This is a genomic window from Paenibacillus sp. JZ16 (genome assembly GCF_015326965.1).
Lineage (GTDB): Bacteria > Bacillota > Bacilli > Paenibacillales > Paenibacillaceae > Paenibacillus_AQ.
Genome location: NZ_CP017659.1, coordinates 4640405 through 4660600, shown reverse-complemented (window position 1 = coordinate 4660600; position 20196 = coordinate 4640405). Strand labels below are relative to the sequence as shown.

General features: G+C 50.5%; 10 protein-coding genes and 1 other annotated feature. Of the genes, 5 read left to right on the top strand and 5 right to left on the bottom strand.

What is annotated here, in order from left to right; all coding sequences use genetic code 11:
* Positions 1-172 precede the first annotated feature (172 nt).
* Together BJP58_RS21185 and BJP58_RS21180 are read left to right on the top strand one after the other, a co-directional pair.
* Positions 173-937: a DeoR/GlpR family DNA-binding transcription regulator gene (locus BJP58_RS21185; RefSeq protein WP_194545017.1), complete on the top strand. Its 765-nt coding sequence runs from the start codon at positions 173-175 to the stop codon at positions 935-937.
* 313 nt (positions 938-1250) lie between these two features.
* Positions 1251-2309: a hypothetical protein gene (locus BJP58_RS21180; RefSeq protein WP_194540431.1), complete on the top strand. Its 1059-nt coding sequence runs from the start codon at positions 1251-1253 to the stop codon at positions 2307-2309.
* A gap of 188 nt (positions 2310-2497) precedes the next feature.
* Here the strand turns inward: BJP58_RS21180 and BJP58_RS21175 are convergent, their stop codons facing one another.
* Positions 2498-3451 (bottom strand): GNAT family N-acetyltransferase, encoded by a 954-nt coding sequence (locus BJP58_RS21175; protein ID WP_233354708.1) that lies wholly within the window; start codon positions 3449-3451, stop codon positions 2498-2500.
* Between the two features lie 165 nt (positions 3452-3616).
* On the opposite strand from BJP58_RS21175, the gene BJP58_RS21170 reads away from it, so the two are divergent.
* The 3 genes from BJP58_RS21170 to BJP58_RS21165 all read left to right on the top strand — a co-directional run bounded on the left by BJP58_RS21170 (position 3617) and on the right by BJP58_RS21165 (position 5943).
* The gene (locus BJP58_RS21170) at positions 3617-4735 is read left to right on the top strand and encodes an ATP-binding protein (protein ID WP_194540430.1); all 1119 of its coding nucleotides are present in this window, start codon (positions 3617-3619) and stop codon (positions 4733-4735) included.
* A gap of 38 nt (positions 4736-4773) precedes the next feature.
* A complete protein-coding gene (locus BJP58_RS33955; RefSeq protein ID WP_267907821.1) occupies positions 4774-4896 on the top strand; it encodes a hypothetical protein in 123 nt (40 codons plus the stop codon).
* A gap of 192 nt (positions 4897-5088) precedes the next feature.
* Positions 5089-5943, top strand: a complete 855-nt coding sequence (locus tag BJP58_RS21165; RefSeq protein WP_194540429.1) for an alpha/beta fold hydrolase — start codon at positions 5089-5091, stop codon at positions 5941-5943.
* A 1116-nt stretch (positions 5944-7059) separates the two neighbouring features.
* Here BJP58_RS21165 and metG read toward each other — a convergent pair.
* From metG to BJP58_RS21145, 4 genes are all read right to left on the bottom strand, one after another.
* Entirely contained in the window at positions 7060-8700 is a 1641-nt protein-coding gene (gene metG / locus BJP58_RS21160; RefSeq protein ID WP_194540428.1) for a methionine--tRNA ligase, read from the bottom strand.
* Between the two features lie 46 nt (positions 8701-8746).
* Positions 8747-9015 (bottom strand) — a binding site (T-box leader).
* Positions 9016-9347: 332 nt separating this feature from the next.
* Positions 9348-16865 (bottom strand): isopeptide-forming domain-containing fimbrial protein, encoded by a 7518-nt coding sequence (locus tag BJP58_RS21155; protein ID WP_194540427.1) that lies wholly within the window; start codon positions 16863-16865, stop codon positions 9348-9350.
* Positions 16866-17878: 1013 nt separating this feature from the next.
* A complete protein-coding gene (gene pdxA / locus BJP58_RS21150) occupies positions 17879-18883 on the bottom strand; it encodes a 4-hydroxythreonine-4-phosphate dehydrogenase PdxA (protein ID WP_194540426.1) in 1005 nt (334 codons plus the stop codon).
* Positions 18880-20181 carry a four-carbon acid sugar kinase family protein gene (locus BJP58_RS21145; RefSeq protein ID WP_194540425.1) on the bottom strand — a complete coding sequence of 434 codons (1302 nt, stop codon included), beginning with the start codon at positions 20179-20181 and terminating at the stop codon, positions 18880-18882. The genes pdxA and BJP58_RS21145 overlap by 4 nt, the downstream gene beginning before the upstream one ends.
* Positions 20182-20196 lie beyond the last annotated feature (15 nt).

The window sequence follows — 20196 nt, the reverse complement described above, 5'->3', positions numbered from 1 at the left end:
AATTATGCATATATCATTCATAAATTAAGACCAACTATTGACCATATTCATCCACATTAGTTGCCTAACTTACGAATAATATAGGTATTTCTATTGAACATGGCCGAGCGAATCGGTAAACTAGACATGAATGCAGGCACCAACTACTAATGCGGATTGAATGGGTGAGCGAATGTTTCCACTGGAGAGGCAAAAGAAAATACTTGAGCTGCTTACGATTCGAAAAGTGCTGAAGATCACGGAGCTAACGGAAGAGCTGAACGTCTCGGTGGATACGCTGCGCCGGGATTTGAACACCTTGACCAAGCAGGGGCGGATCGAGAAAATATATGGCGGGGTTAAGCTCGTGGAGTCCCGGTTCGGCGAATCGTCCATGGACGAGCGCATGGTCAGCCAGTTGGAAGAGAAGGACCGGATTGCCCGCAAATGCGGCGAATTCGTCCATGACGGCGATTGCATCTATATCGACAGCGGCTCGACTACGTATCAGATGGCCAAATACGTGAAGCATAAGAAGAAGCTGACGGTGGTTACGAATTCGCTACCGGTTGCGATTGAGCTGATGGACAGCGATGTAGAACTGATTATGATCGGCGGCAAAATCCGGCGGGAGGAACAATCCGTCGTCGCGTATGAATACATCTTCAACTTTCATGAGCTGAATGTGTTGAAAGCCTTCATCTGCTGCAGCGGCATCACCATCGAAAAAGGCATTTCCGACTACAATCTGGAAGAAGCCATTACGCGCAAAAAAATGATCGAGCTGTCCAAAGAGGTGATTGTCATGGCGGACAGCACCAAGTTCGGCAAAGACGTCACCATTTCCATCGCATCGCTCGACAAGATTGATACGATCGTGACCGATGCGAACGTCCATGCAAGCTTCATCCCAAAATTCAAAAAAACCAATACAACGCTAGTCATTGCGGATGAATAGAATAGAGCACGCCAAAAAACGGACATTACCGATCGCCGAACGTCAGCGAGTATTGGAATGTCCGTTTTTTTATTTCACACTGGCGAAGACTGGTGCCAGCTTATATGTATCGAGCCTTTTCAAGTATCCTGCATCCATCCGGGTTATCTTCTTTCCCCCATGCATCTCCATCTCTTTATTATGTGCATGACGGCCCCCCTTTTTGTAAGCGGTTGTACATTGGAAGGGAAGTCCATATAATGATTAATGAATGGAAAACAGGATATTTTTGTTATTTTCTGCGACACCATGCAGGTAGAGGAGGAAACTGATAATGAACGTTGGATCAGCACGCGCTGCGGCAACGGACTGGGTCTTGCAGCATGCCAGCAGGGAGCCTGGATACATGGGTGCCTATTTTAGCGGCTCCACAGTCGGAAAGCCGGATGAGGCGGAGATGGACCCGTCCTCGGATATTGACATCGTTATCGTTACCCAGGATGCGGAGCCCCCTCTTAAGCTGGGAAAGTTTATCTACCAGGACGCCTTGATCGAAGCCACCTATCTGTCCTGGCGGGATCTCGCCTCGCCCGAGCAGGTATTAACGTCCTATCATCTTGCCGGCAGCTTCCGTGTAGACACCCTGATGTCCGATCCGACTGGGCAGCTGCGCAAGCTGCAGACGGAGGTTTCACGTCATTTTGCCGACCGGATATGGGTTACCCGCCGCTGTGAGAACGTGCGCGAACGAATCATAACCGGACTCCGATCCATAGATCCTTCTGGCCCTTGGCATCGCCAGGTTACCTCTTGGCTGTTCCCTACCGGCGTAACTACCCATATGCTCCTGGTCGCCGCTCTTCGAAACCCCACGGTCAGGCTCCGCTATGCAGCGGTTCGCGATGTCCTCAAGGAGTATAACCAGGAGGAGGTATATGAGGAGCTGTTACGACTTTTGGGCTGTAAAGACATGAGTGCCGAACAAGCCATGATTCATCTCAATGGATTGGCCCGAACCTTCGATGCCGCGTCTGCGATTGCGAAGACCCCTTTCTTCTTCAGCAGTGACATTACGCCGGATGCAAGAACCATTGCCATTGACGGCAGCCGCGAGCTGATCCTAAACGGAAGCCATAGGGAAGCCGTCTTCTGGATGGTGGCTACCTTCGCTCGCTGCCACAACATATTGGAGGTCGACGGGACTCCTGAGTTTCAGGAGCAGTATACCCCTCCTTTTGATGCGATCCTTGCGGATCTCGGCATAACTTCCACCGATGACCTGCTGCAGCGGGCAGACGAGGTTCTCCATTTCCTGCCGAAACTGTGGAGCGTCACGGAAAGAATCTTGGATGCCAATCCAAATGTGACAGGCGAGCGGGAATCGACCTCATAACTTTCCTAATTTTCATATAAAAAAACCACGCCAGGATTGATCCGTGCGTGGTTTTTGTTTTATCCCATCGTGCGTATGACATCCTGTGCGTACGATAAGTGCACGGGGGGATGCTTCGATGGCTGTCAACCAACATGCTTGGATGACCGTCCTACATGCTTGACGCACGCATGGCCGTCGAACACTTATTAGCGGCCTTCCTCCTGCAGAGGCAGATAAAATCGGTGCTCCTCTTGGTCTTTGACAAAGCCAACCGACTGATAGAGTGACAACGCCGTTTCATTGGCTGCCTTCACTTCAAGTTTTACCGAGGTGGATCCTTGAGCCTGAAGATAGGACATGGCACGGTGGAGCAGATATTTGGCGATTCCCCGTTGTCTCCACGGCTCTCTCACAAACACATCTTCAATCACGCCGACGTTCCCCTCTTCCAGCCATGCCATGGTACTGCCTATAATCATGTCCCCTTCCAAGACATTCATCGCAGTCCAGCCGGGATGCTCTTTATATTCCCGTAAGCGTTCAAGCCCCAGCGGCGCTTCCGGCCAAACCTCGGCCTCGAGCTTTAGATACATCTCTTCCTCTTCCGCAGACTCCATCCTCCATAATCGATAGCGATAGCGATCATCCAACGGCAAGGCTTGTAAAGGCTCCTCAAGTGACCGCTTCATGGTATACAGCTTCTCCAGCGGCTGAAATCCGATTTCCTCTGTAAAAAAAGTGTTGTTGCCGGTCTCATGGGCATAGTTTCCCACGCACAAATACATCCCGTATGTCTCCGGCAGCGTCCTCTTTAACACAAGGGCATGTTCATAGAGCATCTTATACATTTCACCTAACAGATCATAATCCCGCTCCCGCTGCGGTACAGCCTTGAGATTCACATAAATGTGATGCTTGCAGTTAGGCGCACATCCCGGCGGGATCACGTTAATAATGCCCACCTGTCCCTTGGCCACCATCTTCCCGTCTTCAATAGCACAGAACACATTGCCCCAATTCTCCTGGTCACCTACCCACCAAAACAACGCATCCGCTGCGGATACTGCCTGATACAGCTCCCCCAGCAGAGGCATATCGCCCTGCCTAAAATTCCGAATGATTCTTTCACCCAAATGAATGTCACCAGCCTTTGCGTTCATTGTAAGACGACCCTGAATGATAAAAATAGATAAAAAACAACTATAAACGAACAAATCGCTTAACCATGCACCGTTTTCCTTATTATGGGTTTACAACGTTTTAATTACGTAATATAATAATTACGTAATAACATAATAATGATAAAGCGAGGTTGATGATTCCCCATGACACGTGATCTGGTTTATGAGATGGATGTCTTAAAGAATCAAATGACGGAACTGCAGCAGCTTGTCTATCAAGCCCTTATGGAACGCAAACCTGGTTCCGCATCAAACCAACACCGCCAAGAAATCTCGCCAACACCTACGATATATAAAGCAGCCTCCGAGGACGGCTCCGTCTTCTACTCCGGACAAGTGCACCTGAATGGACAAAACATCCGCTGGGAGCCGCAGGAACGGCGAATGGATCAATTGCTGGACATGAACACCGAGAAGGCCGCCAAAATCCTCGCAGCACTGGGCAACAAGCAGCGCCTGGATATTTTAAAGGCCGTCATGGCAGAGCCCCTATCCGGCACCGAGCTGGTAGAACGTTTGAATATGGGAACAACGGGTCAGCTGTATCACCATCTCAAGGCGCTGCTCGGCGCGGATCTCCTTGTACAGGAGCAAGGCGGAAAGTACGCTCTTCCTAAGCATCGGAGCCTGCCGTTCCTACTGCTGCTCTCTGCTGCTGGCGATCTGCTCGATACAAGCGATTACCTGGAGATGACCGAAACCCGCAACAATGCAGGGATGTATTTTGGGACTTCGCACGGCTTCGATATTCATCAGCTGCTCTGGGCCGTCGTGGAAAATTCCATATTGGAGCACACGAGTGGGTATGGCGATCAGATTGGCATTTACCTGCATGAGGATGGCAGCGTGACGGTTACCGATAACGGGAGAGGCATTCCCGTGCAGGCCCTTCCGAATTCCAACATCCCAGTCGTACAATCGGTACTAACCGATGTCCACCGATTGAACACCAGCGCACACTTTCTGGCCCCCGGCGCGGAGAAGGGCATCAGCATCGCAGTAGTCAATGCTCTCTCCAAGCATCTGACCGTGGAAATTCGCCGTGACGGTAGCATATACCGGCAGGAGTACAGGCACGGCATTCCGCAGACCGGGCTTCTGATTGTCGGCATGACTCAAGAGACGGGCACCAGCGTGACATTCAAGCCTGAGCCCGAATTATTCAGCTCTGCCTTTGATATTAACCGCATCATCGAGCGTAAGAGCGCAATTGCCGCGGATTATCCTGGAATCACCCTGACGATCCGCAATACGGCTGAATAAGGGGAGCTGGAGAATAGGTAGTTCGAAGCCTTTGCACCATGCTTTTTACAGCAGCGTTTTTTACAGCAGCGATACGCGCAGATGCCGCATCGAGGGTACTGCTCCCTATGCAAACCGTGGCTGAACCAACGGTCCTGGAACGAATACCGGTCCGGATGTAGAGACGCTATGTGTGGTCCGGGGCATGCTTGAATGGCTGTCGACCGAGCGCATGTCTGGTGCTATACTGAGCTTGAACGAACGCTAATCGAGGTGAGATAGAATGTTGGAACGTTCTATGGAGAATGTAATGGAATCTGAACAGGAAAGGGGATGGTGCGTTTAATTTAAAAAATGAAACGAGGACGATAAACATGAACATACAGAGTACGGTAATGAGCGAAGGATTTGCATTGAATGTTTCCATTCGTGGAAATGGCAGGCCCATTTTGGTGGTGGGAAGCAGTATTTACTACCCCCGCTTGTTTTCGGAACAACTCTACACTTCATTTCAACTGATTTTCCTGGACCATCGAGGCTTTGTTAAGCCCCCTCGGACACTGGAGCCGGAAGAATACACACTGGATAAGGTTCTGGATGATATCGAAGCGGCAAGACAAACGCTGGAACTGGAGGATTTTATTATATTGGGGCATTCGGGGCACGCCTTCATGGCGCTGGAGTATGCCAAAAAATACCCGGAACACGTCCGGAAGGTAGTCCTGCTGAACACCGCCCCGACCAACAGCCCGGAGCGGCAGCAGCAGAGCTTTGCTTTTTTCAATGAGACGGCGTGTCCTGAGCGGAAACGGCAGTTTGAAGCGGATATCACCCTGCTGGAGGGTGATATCCAGAGGGAGCCTGAACGGCGGTTTGCTCATATGTGCATCCGAATGGGAGCGCACAGCTTCTATGATTATGCCTATGACGCGGCCTGGATGTGGGAAGGCGTCTTCACCAACATGCCCGTCATCGATCATTTATGGGGAGAAGCCTTCGCGCGGCTCAATCTGATCGATTCGCTGAAAGAGGTTGCCAAGCCCGTCCTCATTGGTCTTGGGCGGTACGACTATTTGGTTAGCCCCGTATCGCTTTGGGATGCGATTAACGGCTCGCAAGCTAACGTGAAGAAGGCCATTTTTGAAAAAAGCGGCCATAATCCGATGTTTGAAGAGCCCCATCTGTTTAACGCCATATTGACCGATTGGATTCATGAAACGGACAACTAACCCGTGAAGATACAACGTTTGCGTTACTGTAATGAAGAGGAGCCCTCAGCACTGGGGGCTCCTCTTGTGTCTTGCTGGAGGCTCCTTTTGCGTCCTGCTGGGGGCTCCTCTTGCGTCTTGCTGGAGACTCCTCTTGTGTCTTGCTGGGGGCTCCTCTTGCGTCTTGCTGGAGACTCCTCTTGCGTCCTGCTGGGGCTCCTCTTGCGTCTTGCTGGAGGCTCCTCACCATCTATTTGCGCGTTTCAGTCGGTAATCTTTTGAAACTCTCGCTTCATACAGCTTCGACTGCAGTGTGCGGATGGGTGCTCTTTTCGCTGAGAACTGCGCCTTTTTGAGTCCAGACGGACATGGAAGGCTATTGGCTGATATCTTGGGCTGTTTTTGTGTTCATGCGGGCACAAAATCCGCTATTGGCGGATATTGAGCCGTTTTTGAGATCATCCGGACACAGGATCCGCTATTTGCTGATATTCGATCGTTTTTTGATACCTTGCGGACACAGGATCCGTTAATGTAACACATTCACGGAAAAATCCCGGAATATTTTGCGAATAGCGGATCTCATGTCCTCAAACCACTACGAAATGGCCAAAAACACAGAAATAGCGGAACGACTGTCCTTTAAAACACAAACCAGACCCATCAAAAAACCTAGATGCATTGAGTCTTTGAGCCGTCGCCCCTCGATGCCTTACTTCGACTCTCGTTACCTTAATACCTTAATTCCCTAATTCTCGATTCTCGTTCTCGGTGCCTTGATACTTTGATTCCTCAATCCTCAACTCTCGATTCTCCATACCTTAATTACTTAATTCCTCAATCCTCAACTCTCGATACCTTAATTACTTAATTCCTCAATCCTCAACTCTCGATTCTCCATACCTTAATTACTTGATTCCTCACTCCCGGTATCTTGATTCCTTACCTCGATCCTATCCTTAACTCTCCATACCTTGATACCCAGATCCCTTGTCTCCAGATCCCTAGATCCTTGATGCAGCTCCTATTTTACCTCCAGGGTATCGTACGATTTGCATCATAACGACAATAGCTCCTCGCGCCTCCCAACTCCATCGACTCGCCTTTTGGGAGTTTGAGAAACGTAGAGTCCTATCATTAGAGGGACAGCTCCCCCAGCCTGCGCGTCTCCTCCTCAATCCGGCTTGGATCGATCCGCTCGAATAATAGCTCTACGTCATGAATCGGCCTGCCAGCCGGAACATGGCTCCACTCCCACGCCGCTTGCTCCAGCGAGAGAAAGTCCCGTATCCTATTGCAAGAAAATGGAATGAACGGCTGCAGCAGATTCGCCAAATTGGCTATGATCTGAACACAAATAAACAGCGTTGTCCGGCACGCTTCATGATCCTCCTTGACCTGAATCCACGGCTTCCGTTCATCAAAATATTTGTTCGCCAGGCGCACTGTGCTAAAAATCCGTTCCAACGCTTCCTTCAGTCGCCCACCCTCAATAAGCGCCCCAGCCTCGCGATACAATGCCTCAACTCTGCTCTGCCACTCTTCGGATATGCAGCCCTCGGGCACTTTCCCCTCAAACGATTTGTTCACAAACACCAAAGTACGGTTGACGAAATTCCCAAATGCGCCAAGCAGTTCGCCATTGTGACTGTGAATGAACTCCCTCCAAGAGAAATCGGTATCCCGCTTCTCGGGTCCGTTCGCAATGAGGAAGTAACGAATGGAGTCCGGCTGATAACGGCTTAACACATCCGGCACCCATATCGCCCAATTCCGACTGGTCGAGAACTTCTTCCCTTCCAGCGTCATGTACTCGCAAGATATGATTCGGTCCGGTAAATGCAGGTCACCGGTCCCCTTCAGCAGCGCTGGCCAGATCAGCGTATGAAACGGGATATTATCCTTCCCATGAACATAGTAAGCCGTAATCCCATCCCTCCCCTTGAGCCAAAAGGATTCCCAATCACCGCCCGTCTCTGCGGCCCACTGTTTGCTGGCGGATAAATAGCCGCTTACCGCTTCGATCCAGACATAGATTTTCTTATCCTCAAATCCCGGAATAGGCACATCTACGCCCCACGTCAGATCCCTTGTAGCCGCCCGATCCTGAAGGCCTTCCTCCAGATATCTGCGGGTCAGTTGCACCGCATTGTCCCGCCAGCCTTGTGCGTTATTCAGGTCATTGGTCAGCTCCCCCTGAAAATGCGACAGCGATACGTAAAAATGCTCAGTAGGACGCTCCACCGGAGGGTTTCCGCAAATTTTGCAGGTCCTGTTCGTCAGGTCGGACGGATCAAGTATCGTGGAGCAGGCGTCGCACTGATCGCCACGGGCCCTGCTGCCGCATACAGGGCAGTCTCCTTCCACATAGCGGTCCGGCAGAAACCGTCGATCGGTTTCGCAATACGTTTGCAGCACGATTTTACGGTACAGATGTCCGTTGTCCAGCAGCTTCAGAAACAACTCCTGCACTACCGCGTGATGAAACGCCTGATCGGTTCGCGTGTACAAATCGTAGGAGAAACCCAGCCGTTCGAAGCAATCCACAAACTCCCTATGGTACCGATCCGCAATATCCCCGGGAGCCACGCCCTCCTGAATGGCTTGAACCGCCACAGGCGTTCCATGACAATCACTACCGGATACGTACAGGACTTGATCACCTTTCGCGCGGAAATAACGTGCCAACACGTCGCCGGGCAAGAGGCTTGCAAGTCTCCCCAAATGTAAGGACCCGTTAGCGTAAGGCCAGGCACCGCCGATAAAAATGTTCGCCATGTCAATCTTCCTCCTTTATTTAGACAACAAAAAAAGCCCTCATCCCAAAAGGGACGAGAGCTTGCCGCTCACGTGGTACCACCCAATTTCATTCATGCCTTGCGGCATTCACCTCTTCGGGTACGACGCCATGTATCGCGTGTATACCCTAGCACGTTAACGGGTGCGGGATCCGGCACAGCCTACTACCCTACAGGGTTTCGGTGCACAGCTCAGAGACCATATTCCCTAGGTTCTTTCCTTACCCCTTTTCACCAGCCGGGGCTCTCTGTTCAAAGACGTCGCCAAGGTACTCTTTCTCTTCATTGCTTTTGTCTAACGTTATTCAAGTTACTGGAAATCATACCCGAACGCTGCTCTGGAAGTCAAGTGGGTACAGTAAAAGCCCGCCTGAGTTTTAAACCCCTTCCTTCGACTCTGCGCTGAGGTGTCGGAGATCATGATTTTGCAGTATTATCTTCCTTTGAGTCATGTCGAACTGGACATAATATGGCAGTCCAGAAAGTCTCGATAGTCGAAGAAGTGTGTCCCTCTCTGAGAGACTAAACCACCTTATACCTACAAGACCTTATTCCTCGAAAAGGTTACTTATACATTAAAAAAACCACCCCTCAAGTTCAATTCACTTGGGGGGCGGCTTTTTTAGCCTATACTTTTTTTCTTCTGAGCAGAAGCAAACCTGCAAAAAGCATAATCGCTCCGGCTAACATAAAACTGTACATATTCGTAGCTGTATTCGGCAATTTATTTCTGTTAGGCTCGTTCGTTCCCTGATCTCCGGATTGATCCGGATCTCGTGGAGTCGAATCCGATACGCCTAAGGTTGAATCGTCATGATCGTCCGGTGTTTGTACCCCGGTATTCGAATCCCCGTCGGTGTCTCCATTCGAGTCTTCATCCGGGTTCCCGTTGGAATCTCCGTCCGTGTCTTCGTTCGAGTTTCCGTTCGGGTCCTCATTTGAATCGCTGTCGGAATCTCCCGTTCCACCCGGGTTCGTATTGTTGTCATTGTTGTTCTCGTTGTCCGTTACTTCGATGACATTGGATGGCTTCTCCGGACTAGTCACATTATCACCTGTAACTTCACCGATGTTCTCGATCGTATGACCGGCTTGTCCCGCCTTGACGGTTGCCTGGAACGTAATCGTATGCCATTCGGTATCCGTAATCCGTCCAAAGTTACCGCTCACTTTGCCGTTCACGTATTGGCCTTTGTCGCCATCGGCGAGATCAGTGACGGAAACGCCGTCCACCTTCAGACTGCCTGCTACATATACCAGCCCTTCCGGCAGGATGTCGGCAATCACCAGGTTCGATACATAGCTGCCGGCAACGGTATTGCGTGCGGAGATTGTATACTCCAGCGTATCGCCAACTTCGATGCTGCCGCCACTTAGATCCCGCGACGTCTTCCGCGACTCGATGACTGGAGTCGGCGGTGTTATAGGCGGTGTGACCGGTGGATCTGGATCTACCGGTGGGTTGACTGGTGGATCGGTTGGTGGATCGATTGGCGGTTCTACTGGCGGCTCAACTGGCGGTTCCGGTTCAACGACCAATTTTTCCGTCGGTTCGCCTGGCAGCTCGATATTATCGCCAGTTACCCGCGCCGTGTTCTCGATTGTCAGCCCGCCTTGACCCGGCAGGATGATGGCCTGGAACTCCAGCGTATGCCACTCGATATCCTGTACATTGCCAAATGAGCCATATACGTCTCCGGTAACCGAATGACCAGCGTCATCGTCTTTCGGATCCGTGACCGTGACACCATCCACTTTCAAGCTGCCTGGAACGTACTCCAACCCAGCTGGCAGCGTATCGGTAATCGTCAGATTCTCCAGATACGTATCGTTGACAACACCTCTCACACGAATCGTATACGTGATGGTGTCCCCGACCTCATACGTGGCCTTGGTTACATTCGTATTCGCTACAGACTTATCTGTTTCAATCTGCGGATTCCGCGGATAAACTTCGACTTCATTTCTTGGTCTGTCCGGTGTACCAACATTGTCGCCCTCTATGGCCGCAATATTGATAATATTCTTGCCGGCTTGACCCGGTAATACTTTCACCTGGAACGTCACTTTACGCAACTCAGTGTCGGTAACATCCCCGAAACCGGCGAAAATTTTTCCGTTTGCGAAATGGCCTTTGTCGCCATCCTGGTCATCGGTGACTTGTACGTCGTTGACCTTCAGCGTACCCGCTACGTATTCCAGACCTGCTGGAATTTCGTCCGTGATCGTCAGATTGGTTACCCGACTATCGGAGGCCGTGTTACGCGTTTGAATCGTGTAAAGCAGGGTGTCCCCGATTTCAGGATGCGCGGCATCGGTGTTCCCCGCTGCCTTTTCAAACAGCTCCGCTGTTTTCGTGGACTCCAGCGCAGTCTCACGCGGATAAACCTCGACGACTTCCTCCGGCGTGCTTGGCGTGGTGATATTATCGCCATCCACCACGGCCACGTTCCGGATGTCTTTACCGGCTTGACCCGGTAATACTTTGACTTGGAACGTCACCTGGTGCCATTCAGTATCGGTAACATCTCCAAACTGAGCGAAGACTTTACCGTTTGCAAAATGGCCGTCGTCGTCTCCTTCGGCATCGGTGACTTCTTGTCCGTCAACCTTCAGCGTACCCGCTACGTATTCCAGACCAGCTGGAATCTCGTCCGAGATCGTCAGGTTGGTCACCAGACTGTCGGAGGCGGTGTTGCGGGTCTGAATTGTGTAAGACAAGGTGTCACCGACTTCAGCATGTGCAGCGTCGGTGTTCCCGGCCGCTTTCTCAAGCAGCTCAGCTGTCTTCGTCGACTCCAGCGCGTTTTCGCGCGGATAAACCTCGACGACTTCCTCCGGCGTGCTTGGCGTGGTGATATTATCGCCATCCACCACAGCCACGTTCCGGATGTCTTTACCGGCTTGACCCGGTAGCACTTTCACTTGGAACGTCACTTTTTGCCACTTGGTATCGGTCACATCTCCAAACTGAGCGAGAACTTTACCATTAGCAAAATGGCCTTTGTCGCCATCTTGATTATCGGTGACTTGTACGTCGTTGACCTTCAGGGTACCCGCTACGTATTCCAGACCAGCTGGAATCTCGTCCGAAATGGTCAGGTTGGTCACCAAACTGTCGGATGCTGTGTTGCGGGTTTGAATTGTGTATGACAGGGTGTCCCCGACTTCCGGATGCGCGGCATCGGTGTTCCCGGCTGCCTTTTCAAGCAGCTCAGAGGTTTTCGTGGATTCCAGCGCGGATTCACGCGGATAAACCTCGACGACTTCCTCCGGCGTGCTTGGCGTGGTGACGTTGTCGCCATCTACCTCAGCCACGTTGCGGATGTCTTTGCCCGCTTGACCCGGTAATACTTTCACCTGGAACGTCACTTTACGCGGCTTGGTATCGGTCACATCTCCGAACTTGGCAAAGACTTTGCCGTTCGCGAAATGACCCGCATCGCCATCCTGGTCATCGGTGACGGCTGCGTTGTCGACCTTCAGTGTACCCGCTACGTATTCCAGACCCGCTGGAATCACGTCCGAGATTGTCAAGTTGGTTACCAGACTATCTTCGTTCTTGTTGTGCGTTTGAATCGTGTAAAGCAAGGTGTCCCCGACTTCCGGATGCGCGGCATCGGTATTCCCGGTTGCCTTTTCAAACAGCTCCGCCGTCTTCGTGGACTCCAGCGCGGTTTCACGCGGATAAACCTCGACGACTTCCTCCGGCGTGCCTGGCGTGGTGATATTATCGCCATCCACGGCAGCTACATTCCGGATGTCTTTACCGGCTTGACCCGGCAGCACCTTCACTTGGAATGTCACCTTGTGCCACTCGGTATCGGTCACATCCCCAAACTGAGCGAAGACTTTTCCGTTAGCGAAATGGCCCGCGTCGTCCCCTTGAGCATCGGTGACTTGCAGGTCGTCGACCTTCAGTGTACCCGCTACGTATTCCAGACCAGCTGGTATTTCGTCCGAGATCGTCAGGTTGGTTACCAGACTATCTTCGATCGTGTTGTGCGTTTGAATCGTGTAAAGCAGGGTATCTCCGACTTCCGGATTCGCGGCGTCGGTGTTTCCGGCTGCTTTTTCAAGCATTTCCGCGGTTTTCGTGGATTCCAGAGAAGGTGCGTGAGGATAAATCTCCACCTCTTCCCTAGGTGTTTTCGGCGTATTGACATTGTCGCCGTCCACGACAGCCACATTGCGGATCACTTTGCCGGCTTGTCCTGGCAATACTTTGACCTGGAACGTTACCTTGTACCATTCGGTGTCGGTAACATCTCCGAACTGGGCAAAGATTTTACCGTCTGCGAAATGGCCCTTGTCGCCATCTTGGTCATCGGTGACTTGCACGTCTTTGACTTTCAGTGTACCTGGTACGTATTCCAGACCCGCTGGAATCTCGTCCGAGATCGTCAAGTTTTTAACCAGACTATCTTTGATGTTGTTGCGCGTTTGAATCGTGTACTGCAGCGTGTCTCCGACTTCCGGATGTGCGGCGTCGGTATTGCCGGTAGCTTTTTCAAACAGCTCCGCTGTTTTCGTGGACTCCAGCGAAGTTTCACGCGGATAAACCTCAACAATTTGCTCCGGCGTGCTCGGTGTGGTGACATTGTCGCCATCTACCTCAGCCACGTTGCGGATGTCATTGCCGGCTTGCCCCGACTGCACTTTGACCTGGAACGTCACCTTGTGCCACCCGGTACCGGTCACATCTCCGAACTGACCGAAGATTTTACCGTTAACGAAATGGCCCTTATCGCCATCTTGGTCATCGGTGACTTGCACATCGTCGACTTTCAACGTGCCTGGTACGTATTCCAGACCCGCTGGAATCTCGTCCGAGATCGTCAGGTTGGTCACTAGGCTGCCTGTAACGGTGTTGCGTGTTTGAATCGTGTAGAGCAGCGTGTCCCCGACTTCCGGATGCGCTGCGTCGGTGTTGCCGGTAGCTTTTTCAAACAGTTCCGCTGTTTTATTAGCTTCTAATTTTGGTTCTCTGTACTCTACAGATGTTGTTACTTCATTGGACGGGGTTGTTTTGTCTTCATTTGTGAGTAGGTTTTTATACCCCACATTCGCTTTATTTGAGACGGAGTCTCCCGCACGGTCGGATAATGCTTTGACTTTGAATTGAACCGTTATGCCGTTAGGTAAGTCATTAGTATTCGGCACATCCCCGAGCCGGATGATCACCTTGCTGCCGTCAAAATGGCCTGCATCTTGATCATCTGCATCAGTCAAATCACTAGCATTAGTCCCGCTCACGATTTTCATCGATCCCGGAACGTATTCCGTGCCCGCAGGAATTTCATCCTCGAATACCGTATTGGCGGCAACGTCTCCACCTGCGTTTTTGATGTTGACTTCGTAAGTAATCTCATCCCCGACAAAGGCTTGTCCTGCAGGGGAAACGGATTTTTCAGCAACGACGCACGGCTCGGTTCCAAGGAAAACATCATCAATGAAGTTACCACCGGTGATATTTCCGTTAGCAGACGCTATGGCTTCGAATCCAAATCGTGTTACCGTCTGACCGGCTGGAACGGTATAAGTTCCAGAATAATATTTCCATGCGTCTTTATCGGTTGACATTGTACGAACAGTCGGAAGATCACCCGGAGCCGTATTGCCTGAACCAATATTTACAGCCATGGTGTCTACGCCGAATCTACCTTTATGAGCTAGGCGCCAATAAATGGTTTGTCCAGGAGTAGTCTCAACATCCTGATATAACGTTGCATTTTCAAAACTATTAATTTCTGCAAACTGCTCACCATGGATTACCTCATGTTTGTTTCCAGCAGGAGTTCCAGGTGCCTCCATCAAGCTCTTAACAAAAATGTCATATCGTCCTGTTGAGTCGGTTGTATGCCATCCCGGCACGTTCTCATCCTGTGGGAATGTATACCCTGGACCTGTAGGGGTCTTCGGATCACCAGGCGTATATGCAGGTTCCTCGAAACTGCCGTTAATTAGCGCAACGGGTCTAGTGCAGGCATTGACAACTTCTCTTTCGATAATTTGACTCGTCGTCTCATTCGACTCGGTCGTTTCATCCTTGTCTATGAGTAAATTCTTGTAATCAACAGCCGCTTTATTGGTGACCGTCTGGCCGATATGGCTGGATAATGCTTTCACCTTGAATTGAAGCGTAATACCTTCAGGCAAGTCATTGGTATTCTGCAAATTCCCGAGCCTAATGATCACCTTGCTGCCGTCAAAGTGCCCTGCATCTGTATCATCTGCATCGGTTAGGTCAACGGTATTGGTCCCGCTCACCATTTTCATGGAGCCTGGAACATATTCCGTGCCCGCAGGAATGACGTCTTCAAAGACAGTATTTGCGGCAACGTCTCCACCTTCATTTTTAACTGTGACTTCGTAGGTGAGTTCATTGCCTTCAAAAACGTCTCCAGCAGGAGAAACGGATTTTTCTGCGATAACACATGGTTCGGTTCCCAGGAAGATATCATCCAGATGATTGCCGTGTCCGATCGATCCATTGGATGTCGAAACGGCTTCAAATCCAAACCTTGTCATCGTTTGTCCTGCAGGAACTGTATAGGAACCCGTATAAGTTCCCCAAGCCGTGTTACCATCCGTCATCTGATCGATTACTGAGGTATCATAAGGATCGGCTGTTGCCGGACCAATGCGAAGCTGCATTGTATCTTCACCGTACAGCCCCTTATGGGAAAGTCTCCAATAGATGGTCTGTCCAGGCGTGGTCTCTACGTCTTGATATAACATGCCATTACCGCTAGCATTTAACTCTGCGTATCGATTTCCATGAACGGGGGCAGGTTGCTGTTTTACATAAGGATCTGGATATCCTTCAGCGTAGTCCCAGATTTCAATCCACTTTACCCCACCCGTATCATCAGTCGTTTTCCATCCTGGAACTTCGTCTTCATAGTACCCAAATGTACCATTCATTGACCCTGGTCCAGGCGGCTCTTCAAAACTTCCGTTAATCAATGCCACTTTAACTCCACATGCATTAGGCGGTTGTGGAGTCGTTGGAGGAACTGAATCCGATACTTCAACGTTAATCGTAGCTTCGGCAGTGGAGCATTTACCGTCATTGGCGATGACGGTGAAGCTATCGCTACCGATAAAGTCTTGCGTTGGCGTATACGTCCAAGTTCCGTCCGTATTAACCGTCACAGTTCCGTTCCGAGGATCCGTCGCGCCTTTTGCGTACGTCAATGGATCTCCATCCGGGTCCGTGCCGATTACTTGTCCCGAGACCGGCGTATTTACCGCGGTGACTTTTGAATCACCCGGCACAACGGGTGCCTCGTTCACTTTGTAAGTATTATTCGGATTGAGAGTTTCAATCGGTGCGTATGCATTCACAAAATACCAGTTATGGATATCATGCGTCTCGTAATTCGGCAACCCTGTTGATCCTGTAAAACCGGCATGAATCGATTGTCCGTTAAATATCGAACTAAGATCGATGCTATTGACATCTAAAACTTTGCTGGCATTTACCCGATCCGGCGAAGTGCCCAGATGAACCTGAACATTCTGAGTTGAACTATTGTAATCGATCCACGTATAGTACTGGGTTCCGTTAGACAATTTGAAGCTGGTGCTGTCTAAATCGGTATACCAGCCTGCTTGATTCACTACGTCTCCATTTACCGCAAGTCCAACGTAGTTTGAAGAAGGATCCTTATAAACATCGTTTTTAAACGTGTCATATTTAACGGCAAAACTCGGACTAATGCCGTAATATCCCAAGCCGCCACCGTTCATATTCTGACTGGTTGTGCCAGTCTGGAGCGTAAAAGTCAATCCATCGCTTGCGCCTTGGGCGCTCGGGTTACTCATCTTAAAAGAAAAGGCTGTGCTGAATGAATAATTGTCTCTGGGACACAGCGCCGTATTGTTAAATGCGGCGCCACTCTGTAACGTAGTCGGTTGTGTCAATCGTATAATATTTTGCCCTTGAGCGATCGTGGCATGACCATTCAAGGTAAATTGATTGACCGTATTTTGGGAGAATTCATCAAATTTAAAATTCAGCCAGTTATCCGCAGCCGCCTCAGCCTGTTGAGGGTACAGAGGTAGAAGCTGACCGAACAAAATGATGAAAACCGCCATCAAATACTTAAAACGCCGATTGATTATCGGTTTTCTTTTCATTGTTTCCTCCCTATCTTCAATGGGAAGGCTTTGGAGCCATTCCGATGCTGTCAAATGAATTCATCCGTCGATTAAACCATACATACACTTTCATTTCACGAACCGTGAAAGCTCCTGCATTATGGCGGGTGCGCGGTAAAAGGCAGAGTGTTGTTGATTGCAAGTTAAGAGAAAGACAACTCACTTCCCACCTTGTTGTACCGAAAGCCGCACAACTCGACGTTCATACCCTGTTCCTTACACAATCTAACCTTTTTCAAAAATTCTGCATGATCTCTTTAAGAATCACTTCGCTTGTGTATGTAACGAGGTCTCCTTTAGCATCATTATGTAACGCGTTAATTGCCATGAACCAAAACATCAGCCGATGTCCTCGATTCGTTTCAAGCCGTTAGTTGTACAATTATGATCACCCCTCTCCCTCTGACAGTTGATCTTGCGAGTTACCATGAAAGGTAAGCCCTTCTGTTGAAACGCTATTCCAAAAAAAGACTTGCCCGCGGTAACCGACTAAGAAAGATATATGGTGTGGGAATACGACATCCTTCTACATATGTCCTTCCCATGCGAAAAAAACAGCCATATTATACCAGTATCGCCCTACGTGCGACCTATCATTTGATTTTGATACTACTAGTTCTCTAAGGTTCTATTTATAAAAAGTATTACTAAAGATACATGTTGAGCTAAACGGACTAAAGGACCATGCATAGCTCAATGAGTCTCAGGCACGATGCTTATTTTGTTGTACAAAAAAGGCCGCGATTTTTTCGCGGCAGCCGGCTATTCTAATCCCAAACATCACCAAAACAGCCTTTCCCTTCATACTGTTGATCGAGTTTCTCATGTTAGCGAAAAATCACACTGAAACATCACGGATGAAGAAACAATAAAAAAGATGATCCCACAGGTGGAGTCATCTTTTTGTTATGGCAGTGATTCAGCAGAGTCTTCTGCAGTCACTTCCATTAAAGATTAATGGCGGCCGCTATGACCGCCAAGCAACAACATCTTTACGCTTTAGGCGCCAGCTCAGCCGCCTGACGGATGGCTTCCATCAAGCTTTTCTCATCGGCGATGCCTTGACCGGCAATGTCGAACGCTGTACCGTGATCGACACTGGTGCGGATAATCGGAAGGCCAACGGTAATGTTGACGCCTGCGTCCAAGCCGAGCACTTTGACGGGACCATGTCCCTGATCGTGATACATGGCCACTACAATGTCAAAGTCACCGCGTACCGTCCGGAAGAACAGCGTATCGGCCGGCAGCGGGCCTACGACCTGGATTCCTTCCGCCTGCGCCTTTTCGACGCCCGGTATGACTTTCTCTTCCTCTTCGCCATATCCGAACAGTCCGTTCTCGCCCGCATGAGGATTAATTCCGCAAACGGCAATCCGCGGAGCGGCGATGCCGGACTTCTGCAGCGTCTCATGAGCAAGCTTAATGACATGGTATACGCGCTCAGGATTAATCGACCGGACGGCATCGAGGATGCCGACATGGGTCGTCACGTGAATAACCTTCAGATTCGGCGCCGACAGCATCATGGAATAGTCCGTGGTTCCGGTCAAATCCGCCAGAATCTCCGTATGGCCCGGATATTTGTGACCCCCTTTATGCAGGGCTTCCTTATTCAGCGGTGCGGTGCATATGGCCTGGATTTTATGGTCCTTCGCCAATTCGATGGCTGTCTCCAAAAATTTGAACGCGGCGTGTCCGGCTTCCGGAGCAACTCGTCCTATCGGCAAGTCCCCTGGCAGCAGATCCAGATCAAGCACATGAATCGTGCCAAAACGGTAGTCAACCTGCTCGAGCTCATCGGCATTAATCGCTTCGATAGTCAAGTCACTGCCCACGAAGGACTTTGCCCGCTCCAGTATCTTCACGTCCCCGATCACAACCGGGTGACTGATATGATACATCTCCTCATTCATGAGGCTTTTGAGTATAATTTCAGGACCTACGCCTGCGGCGTCTCCCATGGTAATCCCGATAACCGGTTTATGCTGGCTCATGTTCTCACCTTTTTCTTATTTGTTATATAGTGCAGGGAATCTACCAGGGATCGATCATTTCCGAAACCCCCGGCTTTGGTGACGGTCCAGTAGCCTTTTCCCATGCCCTGAAGCCTTCCGAACGGCAGGCCGGGCTCTACTTCCGAATACAGCTGCATTTCTCCCATGCCAAGTTCCATACAGATAGCCTTAGCCGTATCCCCGCCGGTTAATACCAACCCTTGGATCTCAGCGTATGCCTGTAAAATGGCTTTTGTCATTCTTCCGAGTCCCAACGAGATCGCTTCGCTTACCTCGGTTGAAGATAATCCCCGCTCATCCCCTGCTCCTTTTGCCAGCCTGCGGTTATCTTCCGAAGCGTCGACGTACAGGACCAAATACCGCTTGTCCATATCCTGAGCGATTTGCTGCAGGATATCTTCTGTGTCGTAAGTTTCACGAATCAACGCGGCCGGATCGATCTCCAGCATCAACGAGCCAGGCATGTCCTTGACGGCACGAAGCTGCCGTCGGGTCGTTTGGGACAAGCTCCCTGATACGATCAGCGCTTTATCCGCCCCAGCCCAGTCTTGGCTCCTCTCCTCCACGGAAATCAGGGACAGCTCCTCCGGCAAGTATTCGATTAATCCGGCAGAACCGGCCCACAGAATCTTCTTGTCTAGCTGTGAAAATAATGCCGCTATCGCCTGTAAATCCGCTTCCGTCTCACTATCGCATACAAACCAAGTTTGGCCTTCGGCCAGCTTGGATTGGAGCCATGGCAGAAATTGCGCGGCGGGCTGCCGCACTTGACTTGATGAAACCAGCACCGCCTCAGGCTCTCCTACCCTCTGCAGCAGCTTCGGGATATAACTTTCCATAACGGGTGTTTTGGGATCCTTGGCAAACTCCGTCTCCGTGATCAGTACACCTTGAACATAATGATGTCCCTGTACCGTCGTGCGGTTCATTTTGGGAAAAGCCGGGGCGATCAGCACCAAGTCCGGCCGGAATACCTTCTGCACCGCAAACAATTCCTCTGCAACATTCCCGCGCAAGGTCGAATCCAGCTTCTTGTAGATGTGGCGGCAGCCCTGCTCTTCAAGGAATTGAGCGGCTTCGTACGCCGCTTCATAGGCGTCCACACTGCGTTTCGCCCTGCTATCCGTATCCACGATCAACACTTCGGCACGGGTGTCCTGACGGTAATGGCGGTGATCGAAGACGACGGTGGAAACCAGCCCCTTCTTCGCCAATTGTACACCCGAGTCATTCGCACCGGTCAGATCGTCCGCGATGATTCCAATTTGTTTTATCACATTTCATCACACCTT